A 15861-nucleotide genomic window follows, 5' to 3' on the forward strand; every position below is an offset into this window, starting at 1 on the left:
GAACCGTCATGGCGTTCAACATCCACAACCGCAACCTGCTCAGCCTCGAACACCACAGCACCCGCGAGCTGCGCTACCTGCTGGACCTGTCCCGCGACCTCAAGCGCGCCAAGTACACCGGCACAGAACAGCAGCACCTGAAGGGCAACAACATCGCCCTGATCTTCGAGAAGACCTCCACTCGTACTCGCTGCGCCTTCGAAGTCGCCGCCTATGACCAGGGCGCCAACGTCACCTACATCGACCCCAACTCCTCGCAGATCGGCCACAAAGAGAGCATGAAGGACACCGCCCGCGTGCTTGGGCGCATGTACGACGCCATCGAGTACCGCGGCTTCAAGCAGGAAATCGTCGAGGAGCTGGCCAAGTTCGCCGGCGTGCCGGTGTTCAACGGCTTGACCGACGAATACCACCCAACGCAAATGATCGCCGACGTGCTGACCATGCGCGAGCACAGCGACAAGCCGCTGCACGACATCAGCTACGCCTACCTGGGCGATGCCCGCAACAACATGGGCAACTCGCTGCTGCTGATCGGCGCCAAGCTCGGCATGGACGTGCGTATCGCCGCGCCCAAGGCGCTGTGGCCCCATGACGACTTGGTCGAGCGTTGCCATAAATACGCCGAGGAAAGCGGCGCGCGCATCACCCTGACCGAAGACCCGAAAGCGGCGGTCAAGGGCGTGGACTTCGTCCACACCGACGTCTGGGTGTCGATGGGTGAGCCGATCGAAGCCTGGGGCGAGCGCATCAAGCTGCTCAAGCCCTACCAGGTGAACAAGGAGCTGATGAAGGCCACCGGCAACCCGCGCTCCAAGTTCATGCACTGCCTGCCGGCGTTCCACAACTCCGAGACCAAGGTCGGCAAGCAGATCGCCGAGCAGTACCCGGACTTGGCCAACGGTATCGAAGTGACCGATGACGTGTTCGAGTCGCCGGCCTGCATCGCCTTCGAGCAGGCGGAAAACCGCATGCACACGATCAAGGCGATCCTGGTGTCGACCCTGGCCGACCTGTAACCCCGCGATCCCCTGTAGGAGCCAGCTTTGCTGGCGAACCGGTCCACACCGATGCCGAGCACATGCCATGGCATTCGCCGGCAAAGCCGGCTCCTACAGGGACCGCGTCACCCATCAGAAGGACATTCCCCATGCGTATCGTTGTTGCTTTGGGCGGCAACGCCCTGCTGCGCCGCGGCGAGCCGATGACCGCCGACAACCAGCGCGCCAATATCCGCACCGCCACCGAGCAGATCGCCAAGATCCACCCCGGCAACGAGCTGGTCATCGCCCACGGCAATGGCCCGCAGGTCGGCCTGCTGTCGCTGCAGGGGCTGTCGTACAAGCCGGATGAAGCCTACCCGCTGGACGTGCTGGGTGCCGAGACCGAAGGCATGATCGGCTACATGATCGAACAGGAACTGGGCAACCTGCTGGCCTTCGAAGTGCCCTTCGCCACCCTGCTCACGCAAGTCGAAGTGGACGCCAATGACCCGGCGTTCAAGGACCCGACCAAGTTCATCGGCCCGGTCTATGCCAAGGATGAGGCCGAGCGCCTGGCCAAGGAGAAAGGCTGGGTGGTCAAGCCCGACGGCGACAAGTACCGCCGCGTGGTGGCCAGCCCGAAACCCAAGCGCATCTTCGAGATCCGCCCGATCAAGTGGCTGCTGGAGAAAAGCAGCATCGTGATCTGCGCTGGCGGCGGCGGCATCCCCACCATGTACGACGAAAACCGCAAGCTCAAGGGCATCGAAGCGGTGATCGACAAGGACCTGTGCTCGGCCCTGCTGGCCGAACAGCTGGAGGCCGACCTGCTGATCATCGCCACCGACGTCGACGCGGCGTACATCGACTGGGGCAAGCCGACCCAGAAAGCCATTGCCCAGGCGCACCCCGACGAGCTAGAGAAACTGGGCTTCGCCGCCGGCTCCATGGGGCCCAAGGTACAAGCCGCCTGCGACTTCGCCCGGCATACCGGCAAGGTTGCGGTGATCAGTTCGCTGGAGAACATCGAGGACATCGTCAAGGGCACGGCAGGCACCCGGGTTTCCACGCAGAAGCCCGGTATCAGCTACCGTTGAATGCAGTTGGCGGGTGCCTGGCACCCGCCGTTCTCAACCTTCCGGAGGATTCCGCCATGGCCCAGTTCCAACCCGGTCACGTGCATATCGAGCGCACCGCGCTGAATACGAATGACCATAGCTACGACCTGAACATCAACTACGAAGTGGCCCAGGATCCCAAGGAAGGGAGAGGTATCGCGTTCCGCCTGCATGGCAGCATCGAAGGCAAGCCAGTGGACGAGAAGTTCTTCCTGGCAAAGGACCAGGTGCTGCCGAGTTTCCTGAGTGTCACCACGCGCAAGGCCCAGGCTTACCTGGCTCCACCGAAGAAGTTCGAGACCCTCGGCTCACCGCACAAGCTTTACGACGCGATGTTCGAAGACATTCGCGCCAAGCTGGATGTGAAATCGGGCGACCCGATCAAGCCTGAACATCTAGATTGACTTCTGGGGCTGCTGTGCAGCCCTTTCGCGACACAAGGCCGCTCCCACAGGTATCTCACCGCTTATGGATACGGTGTTGTACCTGTGGGAGCGGCCTTGTGTCGCGAAAGGGGCGCACAGCACCCCCGGCAATGTTGGGCTAGCCCCGACTCCCAAGGCATACTACGGCCTCCCTCGGCCATAATTGCCCCCCATGCGCATCCACGTCAGCTTCATCGACCGCGTCGGCATCACCCAGGAAGTCCTGGCCCTGCTCGGCGCCCGCAACCTGAACCTCGATGCCGTGGAGATGGTCCCGCCGAACGTCTACATCGACGCCCCCACCCTCAGCCCCGCCGTACTCGAGGAACTGCACGACGCCCTGTTCGAGGTGCGCGGTGTGCAATCGGTGGAAGTGGTCGACATCCTCCCCGGCCAACGCCGCCACCTGCAACTCGACGCCCTGCTTGCCGCCATGAGCGACCCGGTGCTGGCCGTGGACAGCGCCGGCAAGGTGCTGCTGGCCAACCCCGCACTGATCGCCTTGTGCGGCCGCGAATCGGCCGGGCGCTCGGTGGGTGAGCTGTTCGGCGACCCCGACCTGCTGCAAGCGTTGCTGGACAACAACTTCCACCTGCCCATGCGTGAGATGCAGCTCAACGGCCAAAGCCTGCTGCTCGACGCCACGCCAATCACCCATGCCGGCGGCCTGCTGACGCTGTACCCGCCCAACCGCATGGGCGAACGGCTGTCGGCCCTGCACCACGACCACGCCGAAGGTTTCGACGCCATGCTCGGCGACTCCCCGGCCATCCGCACCCTCAAGGCCCGCGCCTTGCGCGTGGCCACCCTCGACGCGCCGCTGCTGGTGCATGGCGAGACCGGCACCGGCAAGGAGCTGGTGGCCCGCGCCTGCCACGCCATCAGCAGCCGCCACGCCGCGCCGTTCCTGGCGCTCAACTGCGCGGCACTGCCCGAGAGCCTGGCCGAGAGCGAGCTGTTCGGCTATGCCCCCGGCGCCTTCACCGGCGCGCAGCGTGGCGGCAAGCCCGGGCTGATGGAGCTGGCCAACCAGGGCACGGTGTTCCTCGACGAGATCGGCGAGATGTCACCGTACCTGCAAGCCAAGCTGCTGCGTTTTCTCAGCGACGGCAGCTTCCGCCGCGTGGGTGGCGACCGCGAAGTGAAGGTGGACGTGCGCATCATCAGCGCCACCCACCGCGACCTGGAGCGCATGGTCGCCGAGGGCACTTTCCGCGAAGACCTGTTCTACCGCCTCAACGTGCTCAACCTGCAAGTGCCACCGCTGCGTGATCGCGGCCAGGACATCCTGTCCTTGGCGCAGTACTTCATGCAGCAGGCCTGCACCCAGATCCAGCGCCCGCACTGCCGCCTGGCCCCGGCCACCCATCCGGCACTGCTGGGCAACCCCTGGCCGGGCAACGTGCGCCAGTTGCAGAACGTGATCTTCCGCGCCGCGGCCATCTGCGAGAGCAACGTGGTGGACATCGGCGACCTGGACATCGCCGGCACCTCGGTGGCCCGTGGGCAGGATGGCGAGGTGGCGAGCCTGGAACAGGCGGTGGGGGATTTCGAGCGGGAGTTGCTGCAGCGTTTGTATGCCAGCTACCCCTCGACGCGGCAACTGGCCGGGCGGTTGCAGACCTCGCACACGGCGATTGCCCAGCGGCTGCGCAAGTACGGTATTCCCGGCAAGGCCTGACACTGGAGCCACTCGATTTGGCGCGACCTCTGTAGGAGCGGCTTCAGCCGCGATCACCCGCGAAGCGGATGCCGCACACCGTGGTGCCTGCATCGCGGCTGAAGCTCCTACAATGGACGCGAAGGCGCTATGGCCAGGACCGGCTACGCTGAAGGCACCCTGCCATCAACCTGCGCGGGGGACTCGGCACGGACAGGGAGGGACACCATGGCACAGGCGCTGCTGGTCAAGATTCGGGGGAACTTGAGCGACGGACACAGGCAGGGGCTGGCCGCCGCAGTCGGCGCGCCGGACATGGAAGCGATCCTGACGATCCCCGCCCAACCTGGTATCGCCGGCGTGGCGGCCGCGCAGGGCTCGACCTGGTACCGCGCCCCCTTGCCGTTCACCAGCAACCCCTGGGACGCCGCCCATGCCATGCTGGCCCACGGCGCGGGCTTTGCCGCCACCGGCAGCACGCAGATCGAGTTCGTCGAACCGGACATCGAGCAAGCCTGGTTTACCGAGGCGCCAGCACCCGCAACCGCGCTGGCCGCAGCGGCATGCACCTTTCACCCTCAGGACAAGTCGGGCCAGAAGGCCGTGGTGAAGGATGACAACCAATGGCACCTTGAAGACCGCTTCTCGCAGCTTGGCGCTGCACGGAGCAAGGTCGCCAAGGACCTGCAGCAGGCCATCAGGATCGCGCACCTGGACACAGGCTACGACCCGAACCACGCCTCCCTGCCCCTGCACCTCGACAGGCAGAACCAACGCAACTTTCGCGACCCCGACCACCCCACCGACGCCACCGACCGCACGCCGGATGGCTGGACGGCGGTCCGTAACCAGGGCCATGGCCATGCCACGCTGAGCCTCCTGGCCGGCAACGAAATCAACAACCCCGCCATCGCGCAGGGCTTTTCCGGCTTCGTCGGCGGCGCGCCCTATACAACCGTCATTCCCATCCGCATCGCCGACTGGGTCGTGCGCTTCTCGACCGGCAGCATGGTCCAGGGCTTCCAGTACGCGGTGCAACAGAAGGTACACATCCTGTCGATGAGCATGGGTGGCCTGTCCTCCCGCGCCCTCGCCGATGCGGTCAACCTGGCCTACGAGCACGGTGTATTCATGGTCACCGCAGCGGGCAACAACTACGCCTGGACACCGACTCCCGGCTCGATCGTATTCCCCGCCCGCTTCAAGCGCGTGCTCGCGGCGTGCGGGGTGATGGCCAACGGGCGCGCCTACGCCGGCCTCAGCCCGCGCACCATGCAAGGCAACTACGGTCCCGCGTCGAAGATGCAGACGGCGATGGGCGCCTTCACCCCCAACGTGCCGTGGGCCGAGTTCGGCTGCGGCAACCTGGTCAGCATGGATGGCGCGGGCACCTCCTCGGCCACGCCGCAACTGGCTGCTGCCGCCGCGCTGTGGATGGCCAGCCACCAAGCGCAACTTGCCAGGTATCCAGAGCCCTGGATGCGTGTCGAGGCAACTCGCGCGGCCCTGTTCGGATCGGCCTTGAAAACCACGGGTGCCATGGACGCGGAGGAAACCCTCGAGAAAATCGGACGGGGCGTGCTGCAGGCGAACGCGGCACTTGGCATTGCTCCACCGGCCAAGGACGTGCTCGTGAAGACCTCACCGGCAGAGCCCAGCTGGAGCTGGCTCAACCTGATCACCGGTGCTGGCGGCGTCTCTCTCGCCCCGGACCAGGCTTCAGCGGTCGAGCAGATGCTTGCGCTCGAATTGACGCAAATGGCACAGCGCCATCGCGCAGTGGACGAGGCGCTGCCCGACGGCGAAAGCGGCGCTGATGTGCCAGCGGCCTTGCTCAATCGCTACCTTGAGGCGGCACTCGACTCCGGCAATCCTTCAGCGCCTCTGAAAGCCTTCCTCGAGAAGCACCTGGGCCGGCCCCAAGGCGCCCCTGCCACGGCCCCCGTCACGGTAGCCGAGGGCCCACGCATCGCACGCAAGACCAAGCAACTCCCCACCCCGCCACGGCGACTGCGCGTCTATGCGCTTGACCCGTCCATCGCCAAGCGGCTGGATTCCGTCGAGATCAACGAGACCGTCATCAACGTCCCCTGGGAAAAACTCGAACCCGGACCGGTGGGCGAGTACCTCGAGATCGTCGACATCGACCCCGCCTCCGACCGCCTCTACGACCCAGTGGACCTGAACGAACCGAAACTGCTGGCACAGGACGGCTGGCCCCCCTCCGAAGGCAACCCGGCCTTCCACCAGCAGATGGTCTACGCGGTGGCGATGAAGACCATCAGGAACTTCGAGGAAGCCCTGGGCCGGCGTGTGCTCTGGGCTTCGCGCAAGGTCGCGGGCACCGGCGGGCTAGGTGAGCCGCACTACGAGTACCACAGCGTGCGCAGGCTGCGGATCTACCCCCACGCACTGCGCACCGAGAACGCTTACTACAGCCCCGACAAGGTGGCGCTGCTGTTCGGCTACTTCCAGTCCACCTCGACGGCGACCGCCGCCACTCCTGGCGGCAGCATGGTGTTTGCCTGCCTGTCCAGCGACATCATCGCCCACGAGATGTCCCACGCCCTGCTCGATGGCCTGCATCGCAGCTTCCAGGATGCCTCCAACCCGGATGTCCCGGCGTTTCACGAGGCATTCGCCGATATCGTCGCGCTGTTCCAGCACTTCTCGATCCCCGAGCTGGTGCGTTTCCAGGTGCGCCAGGCCCGTGGCCGGTTGGATGCGGCGAAACTGCTGGGCTCCCTGGCCCAGCAGTTCGGCGAAGGGACCAACCGTGGCGGGCCACTGCGCGACTACCTCGCCAAAGGCGACAAGCCCAGCTACCCCGACGAGCTGGAGGTGCACGCACGGGGCTCGATCCTCGTCTCGGCGGTCTATGAAGCGTTCCTCAGCATCGTCGACCGGCGCACGGCGGACCTGGTCCGCATCGCCACCAACGGCAGCGGCCTGCTGCCCAGGGGCGCGCTGCTCCCCGACCTGGTCGAACGGCTGACCGAAGAAACCTGCAAGACCGCCCGCCATGTGCTGCGCATCTGCATCCGTGCGCTGGACTATTGCCCCGCCGTCGACATCACCTTCGGTGAGTACCTGCGCGCACTGATCACCGCCGATATCGATCTGGTGGCCGTCGACCGGTTCCACTACCGCGTCGCCTTCATGGACGCCTTCCGCAAGCGCAACCTGCTGCCAGCGGATGTGCGCACGGTCTCGGAAGAGTCCCTGGCCTGGGGCACGCTGGCCGATACACGACCGAGGTGGCTGAACGCGCTGGTCAAGGACCTCGACTTCGGATGGGACCTCAAGCTCGATCGGGAAGCGATCCACGCGCTCAATGAAATCAACCGCAAGACCCTGTGGGATCGTCTCTCCAGGCTCCTCGAACGCCACCCTGAGCTGTACCCGGCATTCGGCCTGCTGCCCGATATACCCAAGTACACTGAGGATGGAGAGATCGCGGTGCCGGCGAGCCCCGGCCGGACCCACTTCTCGGTGGCCAGCGTGCGTCCGGCGCGTCGTGTCGCCCCTGATGGCAGCTTTTTCACCGAGGTGGTGGCGACGGTCATGCAGCGCCGGCGTGTTCCGCTGGACCCGAACGACCCGCAGGGGCCACAGATATGGTTCCGCGGCGGTGTCACGCTGATCATCGACCCACGCCGCAACCACTGCGAAATCCGCTACGCCATCGTCAAGAACTGCGGCAGCGAGAGCCGCCTCGCCCGACAGCGGCAGAGCGCCTCGGGCAGCGGCTTCGGCGCGCTGCAAGCCCTCTACTTCGCGAACACCCCGAGCGAGCCGTTCGCGCTTCTGCACACCCACAACGGGGAGTTCGGCCATGCCCAGTGACCAGCCAGGCTTCACCATCCGCCACTACTGCCAGGGCATTGGCGACTGCCACCTGCTGCGCTTCGGCAAAGCCGATGGCGGCACCTGCTGGATGCTTATCGATTGCGGGATCCACACGGCCATCAAGGGGGGCTCGCAGATCATCGACGACATCGTCGACGACATCTACCAACAGACCGGCGGCAAGCTCGACATCCTGGTGCTGACCCACGAACATACCGACCACATCAGTGCCTTCCGCGAGTCCTCCAACCGGTTTTCACGCTTCAGCGTCGGCGAGGTGTGGATGGCCTGGACCGAATCCCCCAACGATCCCCAGGCCCTGCAACTGGACAGGTTCAAGCAGCAGGCCCTGAGCGCGCTGTCCGGCGTCAGCCGGCAGTTGCATGGCGCGAACGCGGCAGGCACCAGCGCGTTGCGCGACGGCCTCGACCAGCTCCTGGCCTTCAGCTTCGGCGCCCAGGGCGAGACGGTGCGCGCCATGCGCGATGCCGCCGCCAGGCTGGGCAAGGCAGGCGTCAGGTACCTCGAACCCACCCTCGCCCCCCTCGACATGCCCGGCGTACCCGCGATCCGGGTATATGTCCTGGCCCCCTCGCGAAACGCCGACTACCTCGACATCATCGACCGTGTCGGTGAGCGTTACCCGATGGCCAACAGCCTGCAAGGCCTGCGCACTGCCGAATCGCTCTCGAACGCGTTCCGCGCGGCGGCATCGGGCAGTGGTTTCACCGACCCGACAGCGCCCTTCGACGCCAGCCAGGGCACCCCGCTGAGCGAACTGACGCGCCCGGGCAAGACGTTCGCGGCAGACCCCATCGGCCGTTTCGCCTATGCGCACTACTACGGCCCGAGCGACCGCTCCGACCTGCTGGACACGGGTAAATCCGCGAAGACCGTCGATGCGAGCGCCACCGACCAGGCCTGGCGCCGGATCGACCTCGACTGGCTGGGCAGCGCAGGCACGCTGGCGATGCAACTCGACAACAAGATCAACAACACCAGCCTGGTCCTCGCCTTCGAGATCGTGGCGACGGGGCGCGTGGTGCTGTTCGCCGCCGACGCGCAGATCGGCAACTGGCTGAGTTGGCAGGATGCAACCTGGAAGATGCCCGACGGGACGAGCGTGACCGGCCCAGACCTGCTGAAGCGCACGGTCTACTACAAAGTGGGGCACCACGGCAGCGAGAACGCGACCGCCAAGGCCAAGGGGCTCGAACTGATGACCAGCGAGGACCTGGCTGCCTTCATCCCCACCAATGCGCAGGATGCGGGCACGGTGCGCTGGGGCCGGATGCCGTTCCCTTCTTTGCTGGCGGCCCTCGATAGCCAGTGCCACCAACGGGTCGTGCGTGCCGACGACGCGCAACTTCTGACAGGAACAGCGCCCTTCCAGGCGCCGTCCGGTTCAATCCAGGCACTTCGGGTGGGCAGCGTCGGGCAGGGCAACGACCAGCGTCGCACATGGATCGAGTTTGACGTGGCCTAGCCTGTATCGATTTCAATCCAGTGTAACTAAAACATTCCACATGGATTCAGGTGCGTCTATGCAAGGGTTTGATCCTCCAGCGCTTTCGAATCGTTATCCATGTGTATCGATTTCGTTCCAAACAGACAGCTCGTACCGCGAATAATCAACCTAACTACATGATTTATAAAGATATTTATAGTCTGGCCGCATAATTGCTAAGGGAATTCCAACCTTAAGAGCGTGGCCCAACCACGCCCAACGCCCCCTGCTTCCCGAGGAATTCCCATGAGCGAGTTGCGTTTCACCGAAGATCACGAATGGCTGCGCGTCGAAGCCGACGGCAGCGTCACCGTAGGCATCACCGCCTACGCCCAGAACGCCCTCGGCGACGTGGTCTATGTGCAACTGCCGGAACTGCAGCAGTACGACAAGGGCGCCGAAGCCTCCACCGTGGAATCGGTAAAAGCCGCCAGCGGCGTGTACATGCCACTGGCCGGTGAAGTGGTCGCGGTCAACGATGGCCTGAACGACAGCCCCGAGCTGGTCAACGAAGACCCGCTGGGCGAAGGCTGGTTCTTCCGTTTCATCCCCGCCGACATGAAGGAAGTTGCCGCCCTGCTCGACCAGGACGCCTACGACCGCCTGATCAAAGCCAACGACGACGCCTGAGGTAACGCACCATGACCATCAACCTCGGCACCGCCAACGAATTCATCGCCCGTCACATCGGCCCGCGCGCCGCTGACGAGCAAGCCATGCTCACCGCGCTAGGCTTCGATTCGTTGGAAGCGATGACCGCCGCCGTCATCCCCGACAGCATCAAGGGCACCAGCGTGCTCGGCAACGCAGACGGCCAGAGCGAAGCCGACGCCCTCGCCGCGCTGAAAGCCATCGCCGGCAAGAACCAGCTGTTCAAGAGCTACATAGGCCAGGGCTACTACAATACCCACACGCCAGCGCCGATCCTGCGCAACCTCCTGGAAAACCCGGCCTGGTACACCGCCTACACCCCGTACCAGCCAGAGATCTCCCAAGGCCGCCTGGAAGCGCTGCTGAACTTCCAGACCCTGATCAGCGACCTCACTGGCCTGCCGATCGCCAACGCCTCGCTGCTGGACGAAGCCACCGCCGCCGCGGAAGCCATGACCTTCTGCAAACGCCTGTCGAAGAACAAGGCCAGCCACGCCTTCTTCGCCTCCGTACACTGCCATCCGCAGACCCTCGACGTACTGCGCACCCGTGCCGAACCCCTGGGCATCGAAGTGGTGGTGGGCGACGAACGTGAACTGAGCGACGTCAGCGCCTTCTTCGGCGCCCTGCTGCAATACCCGGCCAGCAATGGCGACGTGTTCGACTACCGCGAGGTGGTGCAGCGCTTCCACACCGCCGGCGCCCTGGTGGCCGTGGCCGCCGACCTGCTGGCCCTGACCCTGCTCACGCCGCCAGGCGAGTTCGACGCCGACGTGGCCATCGGCAGCGCCCAGCGCTTCGGTGTGCCGCTGGGCTTCGGTGGCCCGCACGCGGCCTACTTCGCCACCCGCGACGCATTCAAGCGCGACATGCCGGGCCGCCTGGTCGGTGTGTCGATCGACCGTTTCGGCAAGAGCGCGCTGCGCCTGGCCATGCAGACCCGCGAGCAGCACATCCGCCGCGAGAAGGCCACCAGCAACATCTGCACCGCCCAGGTGCTGCTGGCCAACATCGCCAGCATGTACGCCGTGTACCACGGCCCGGCCGGCCTCAAGCGCATCGCCGAACGCACCCACGCGCTGACCGCGATCCTCGCCACCGGCCTGGTGAAGCTGGGCGTGAACGTGGTGACCGGCGACTTCTTCGACACCCTGACCCTGGCCACCGGCGGCGCCACCGGTACTTGGCACGACAAAGCCCGTGCCCAAGGCATCAACCTGCGCCAGGTCGACGCCGCCCACCTGGGCCTGTCGCTGGACGAGACCAGCAGCCAGGCCGACGTCGAGGCCTTGTGGCAGCTGTTCGCCGAAGGCCAGGCGACCCCAGACTTCGCCGCCCTGGCCGCGACCGTCGCCGCACGCCTGCCAGCCGCCCTGCTGCGCCAGTCGGCCATCCTCGAACATCCGGTATTCAACCGCTACCACAGCGAAACCGAGCTGATGCGCTACCTGCGCCGCCTGGCCGACAAGGACCTGGCACTGGACCGCACCATGATCCCGCTGGGTTCGTGCACCATGAAGCTCAACGCCGCCAGCGAGATGATCCCGGTGACCTGGGCCGAGTTCGGCAACCTGCACCCGTTCGCCCCGACCGAGCAGAGCCAGGGCTACCTGCAGATGACCACCGAGCTGGAAGCCATGCTCTGCGCCGCCACCGGCTATGACGCCGTGTCGCTGCAACCGAACGCCGGCTCCCAGGGCGAGTACGCGGGCCTGCTGGCGATCCGCGCCTACCACCGCAGCCGCGGCGACAGCCACCGCGACATCTGCCTGATCCCGTCCTCGGCCCACGGCACCAACCCCGCCACCGCGCACATGGCCGGCATGCGTGTGGTGGTCACCGCCTGCGACGCCCGCGGCAACGTCGACATCGACGACCTGCGCGCCAAGGCCATCGAACACCGCGAGCGCCTGGCGGCGATCATGATCACCTACCCGTCGACCCACGGTGTGTTCGAGGAAGCCATCGGCGAAATCTGCGCGATCATCCACGACAATGGCGGCCAGGTGTACATCGACGGCGCCAACATGAACGCCATGGTCGGCTTGTGCGCCCCAGGCAAGTTCGGCGGCGACGTCTCGCACCTGAACCTGCACAAGACCTTCTGCATCCCCCACGGCGGTGGCGGCCCGGGTGTCGGCCCGATCGGCGTCAAGGCGCACCTGGCGCCGTTCCTGCCCGGCCACGCAGCTCTGGAGAACACCCAAGGCGCGGTCTGTGCCGCGCCGTTCGGCAGCGCCAGCATCCTGCCGATCACCTGGATGTACATTCGCATGATGGGTGGCGCGGGCCTAAAGCGCGCCTCGCAGATGGCGATCCTCAACGCCAACTACATCGCCCGGCGCCTGGAAGAGCACTATCCTGTGCTGTACACCGGTGGCAACGGCCTGGTGGCGCATGAATGCATCCTCGACCTGCGCCCGCTCAAGGACACCAGCGGCATCAGCGTCGACGACGTCGCCAAGCGCCTGATCGACTTCGGCTTCCACGCCCCGACCATGTCCTTCCCGGTAGCGGGCACGCTGATGATCGAACCGACCGAAAGCGAGTCCAAAGAAGAACTGGACCGCTTCTGCGACGCGATGATCCAGATCCGCGAAGAGATTCGCGCTGTCGAGAATGGCAGCCTGGACAAGGACGACAACCCGCTGAAGAACGCCCCGCACACCGCAGCGGAGCTGGCTGGCGAGTGGGCCCACGGCTACAGCCGCGAGCAGGCGGTGTACCCGCTGCCCAGCTTGGTGGAAGGCAAGTACTGGCCACCGGTGGGCCGCGTCGACAACGTGTACGGTGACCGCAACCTGGTCTGCGCCTGCCCGTCGATCGAGAGCTATCAGGACGTCTGAGGCGGTCTTGGGAAAGCTGGGGCCGCTTTGCGGCCCTTTCGTGACACAAGGCCGCTCCCACAGGGACGACGCCGCTCTTGCGCGGGCGGCCTTGCGTCGCGATGGGCTGCGCAGCAGCCTCAAAATCGTCAGGAGTACCATATGTCCCTGAGCGTCTTCGACCTGTTCAAGATCGGCATCGGCCCCTCCAGCTCCCACACGGTCGGCCCGATGCGCGCCGCCGCGCGCTTCGCCGAAGGGCTGCGCCGCGACGGCCTGCTGGCCAGCACGGTCAGCGTCAAGGCCGAGCTGTACGGCTCGCTGGGCGCCACCGGCAAGGGCCACGGCAGCGACAAGGCCGTGCTGCTGGGGCTCGAAGGCGAACACCCGGACACCGTCGACACCGAAGCCATCCCCGCGCGTCTGCAGGCGATCCGCGCCAGCGGCCAGCTGCGGCTGCTCGGCGAGCACGAAATCGCCTTCGTCGAGAAACAACACCTGGCGATGATCCGCAAGCCGCTGGCCTACCACCCGAACGGCATGATCTTCCGCGCCTTCGACCAAGCCGGGCTGCAGATCCGCAGCCGCGAGTACTACTCGGTGGGCGGCGGCTTCGTGGTCGACGAGGACGCGGCGGGCCATGACCGCATCGTCGAGGACAGCACCGTGCTGCCCTACCCGTTCAAGACCGGCAAGGAACTGCTCGGCCATTGCACCGCGCAGCACTTGTCGTTCAGCCAGGTGATGCTGGCCAACGAAGCTGCCTGGCGCCCGGAAGCCGAGACCCGCGCCGGCCTGCTGCGCATCTGGCAAGTGATGCAAGACTGCGTCGAGGCCGGTTGCCGCCACGAGGGCATCCTGCCCGGCGGGCTCAAGGTCAAGCGCCGGGCGCCAGCGCTGTATCGCCAGCTCAGCCTCCACCCGGAGGCGAGTTTGCGCGATGCGCTGTCGGTGCTCGACTGGGTCAACCTCTACGCCCTGGCGGTGAACGAGGAAAACGCCTACGGCGGGCGCGTGGTCACCGCGCCGACCAACGGCGCGGCCGGCATCGTCCCGGCGGTGCTGCACTACTACATGCGCTTCGTCCCCGGCGCCAGCGAGGACGGCGTGGTGCGTTTCCTGCTCACCGCGGCCGCCATCGGCATTCTCTACAAGGAAAACGCCTCGATCTCCGGCGCCGAGGTCGGCTGCCAGGGTGAGGTGGGCGTGGCCTGCTCGATGGCCGCCGGTGCCCTGTGCGAAGTGATGGGCGGCACCCCGCAACAGGTAGAGAACGCCGCCGAGATCGGTATGGAACATAACCTGGGCCTGACCTGCGACCCCATTGGCGGGCTGGTCCAGGTGCCCTGCATCGAACGCAACGCCATGGGCTCGGTGAAGGCGATCAACGCGGTGCGCATGGCCCTGCGCGGCGACGGGCAGCACTACGTCTCCCTCGACAAGGTCATCCGCACCATGCGCCAGACCGGCGCCGACATGAAAAGCAAATACAAGGAGACCGCCCGCGGCGGTCTGGCCGTCAACATCATCGAATGTTGACCCGAACAATAAACGAGGAGTCACCGATGTCCGAAACACTGCACAAGACCCCACTGCACGCCCTGCACCTGGACCTGGGCGCGCGCATGGTGCCGTTCGCCGGCTACGACATGCCCGTGCAGTACCCCTTGGGCGTGCTCAAGGAGCACCTGCACAGCCGCGAGCAGGCCGGCCTGTTCGATGTCTCGCACATGGGCCAGATCATCCTGCGCGGCAGCGACGCCGCCCGCGCCCTCGAGACGCTGGTACCGGTCGATATCGTCGACCTGCCGATGGGCATGCAGCGCTATGCCATGTTCACCAACGACAAGGGCGGCATCCTCGACGACCTGATGGTCGCCAACCTGGGTGACGATACCCTGTTCCTGGTGGTCAACGCCGCCTGCAAGAACCAGGACCTGGCGCACCTGCGCAAGCATATCGGTGATCGCTGCGAGATCCAGCCGCTGTTCGAAGAACGCGCCCTGCTGGCCCTGCAAGGCCCGGCGGCGGTCAAGGTGCTGGAGCGCCTGGCGCCGGACGTAGCTGGCATGACCTTCATGCAGTTCCGCCCGGTCAGCCTGCTGGGCAACGACTGCTTCGTCAGCCGCTCGGGCTACACCGGCGAGGACGGCTACGAGATCTCGGTGCCGGCCGCCGCCGCTGACGCCCTGGCCCGTCGCCTGCTGGCCGAGCCGGAAGTCCAGCCGATCGGCCTGGGCGCCCGCGACTCGCTGCGCCTGGAGGCCGGATTGTGCCTGTACGGCCACGACATGGACACCACCACTACCCCGATCGAAGCCAGCCTGTTGTGGGCCATCTCCAAGGTTCGCCGCGCCGATGGCACGCGCGCTGGCGGCTTCCCTGGCGCCGACACCGTGTTCGCCCAGCAACAGGCTGGCGTGGCACGCAAGCGGGTCGGCCTGCTGCCCCAGGAACGCACCCCTGTGCGTGAGGGCGCGCAGATCGTCGACCAGGCGGGCAAGGTGGTCGGCGAAGTGTGCAGCGGCGGCTTCGGTCCGACGCTCGGTGCCCCGGTGGCCATGGGTTATGTCGATAGCGAACATGCCGCACTGGATACCGAGCTGTTTGCCTTGGTCCGTGGCAAGCAAGTAGCCCTGAAAGTCAGCAAAATGCCTTTCGTGGCACAGCGTTACTACCGTGGCTGAATGAGTGTTTTGGACAGGTCCGACATATTCGTTTTCGAACCTGTCCAATAACTTCTGAACATAGCGCCAGGCCAGGCGCCACGCCGTTTCCGACAAATCGTTCGGTTATCGGGAAAAGCCTGATTTTCACCCGCCGGAAGGGCTTGTTTTTCGCTC

Annotated in this window: 10 protein-coding genes; all 10 read left to right on the top strand. The window is 65.8% G+C overall.

What is annotated here, in order from left to right; translation table 11 throughout:
- Window positions 1-8: 8 nt before the first annotated feature.
- The 10 genes from IM733_RS14290 (at window position 9) to gcvT (ending at window position 15705) form a co-directional block, all read left to right on the top strand.
- Window positions 9-1019 carry an ornithine carbamoyltransferase gene (locus IM733_RS14290; RefSeq protein WP_011535483.1) on the top strand — a complete coding sequence of 337 codons (1011 nt, stop codon included), beginning with the start codon at window positions 9-11 and terminating at the stop codon, window positions 1017-1019.
- 131 nt (window positions 1020-1150) lie between these two features.
- Window positions 1151-2080, top strand: a complete 930-nt coding sequence (arcC, locus tag IM733_RS14295; RefSeq protein ID WP_248917276.1) for a carbamate kinase — start codon at window positions 1151-1153, stop codon at window positions 2078-2080.
- Window positions 2081-2136: 56 nt separating this feature from the next.
- The gene (locus IM733_RS14300) at window positions 2137-2505 is read left to right on the top strand and encodes a DUF5064 family protein (RefSeq protein WP_248917277.1); all 369 of its coding nucleotides are present in this window, start codon (window positions 2137-2139) and stop codon (window positions 2503-2505) included.
- A gap of 193 nt (window positions 2506-2698) precedes the next feature.
- Window positions 2699-4207, top strand: coding sequence for a sigma-54-dependent transcriptional regulator (locus IM733_RS14305; protein ID WP_248917278.1), 1509 nt, complete (start codon window positions 2699-2701; stop codon window positions 4205-4207).
- Between the two features lie 207 nt (window positions 4208-4414).
- Window positions 4415-8032 (top strand): S8 family serine peptidase, encoded by a 3618-nt coding sequence (locus IM733_RS14310; RefSeq protein WP_248917279.1) that lies wholly within the window; start codon window positions 4415-4417, stop codon window positions 8030-8032.
- Window positions 8022-9521 carry an MBL fold metallo-hydrolase gene (locus tag IM733_RS14315; protein ID WP_248917280.1) on the top strand — a complete coding sequence of 500 codons (1500 nt, stop codon included), beginning with the start codon at window positions 8022-8024 and terminating at the stop codon, window positions 9519-9521. Before IM733_RS14310 ends, IM733_RS14315 begins: the two co-directional genes overlap by 11 nt.
- Before the next feature lie 267 nt (window positions 9522-9788).
- Window positions 9789-10172 carry a glycine cleavage system protein GcvH gene (gene gcvH / locus IM733_RS14320; RefSeq protein WP_248917281.1) on the top strand — a complete coding sequence of 128 codons (384 nt, stop codon included), beginning with the start codon at window positions 9789-9791 and terminating at the stop codon, window positions 10170-10172.
- Between the two features lie 11 nt (window positions 10173-10183).
- Window positions 10184-13039, top strand: coding sequence for an aminomethyl-transferring glycine dehydrogenase (gene gcvP, locus IM733_RS14325; protein WP_248917282.1), 2856 nt, complete (start codon window positions 10184-10186; stop codon window positions 13037-13039).
- A 141-nt stretch (window positions 13040-13180) separates the two neighbouring features.
- On the top strand, window positions 13181-14557 hold the full coding sequence (locus IM733_RS14330; protein ID WP_248917283.1) for an L-serine ammonia-lyase: 1377 nt from the start codon (window positions 13181-13183) through the stop codon (window positions 14555-14557).
- A 26-nt stretch (window positions 14558-14583) separates the two neighbouring features.
- Window positions 14584-15705 (top strand): glycine cleavage system aminomethyltransferase GcvT, encoded by a 1122-nt coding sequence (gene gcvT, locus IM733_RS14335; RefSeq protein ID WP_248917284.1) that lies wholly within the window; start codon window positions 14584-14586, stop codon window positions 15703-15705.
- Window positions 15706-15861: the final 156 nt, after the last annotated feature.

This window comes from Pseudomonas entomophila, assembly GCF_023277925.1.
GTDB lineage: Bacteria > Pseudomonadota > Gammaproteobacteria > Pseudomonadales > Pseudomonadaceae > Aquipseudomonas > Aquipseudomonas entomophila_D.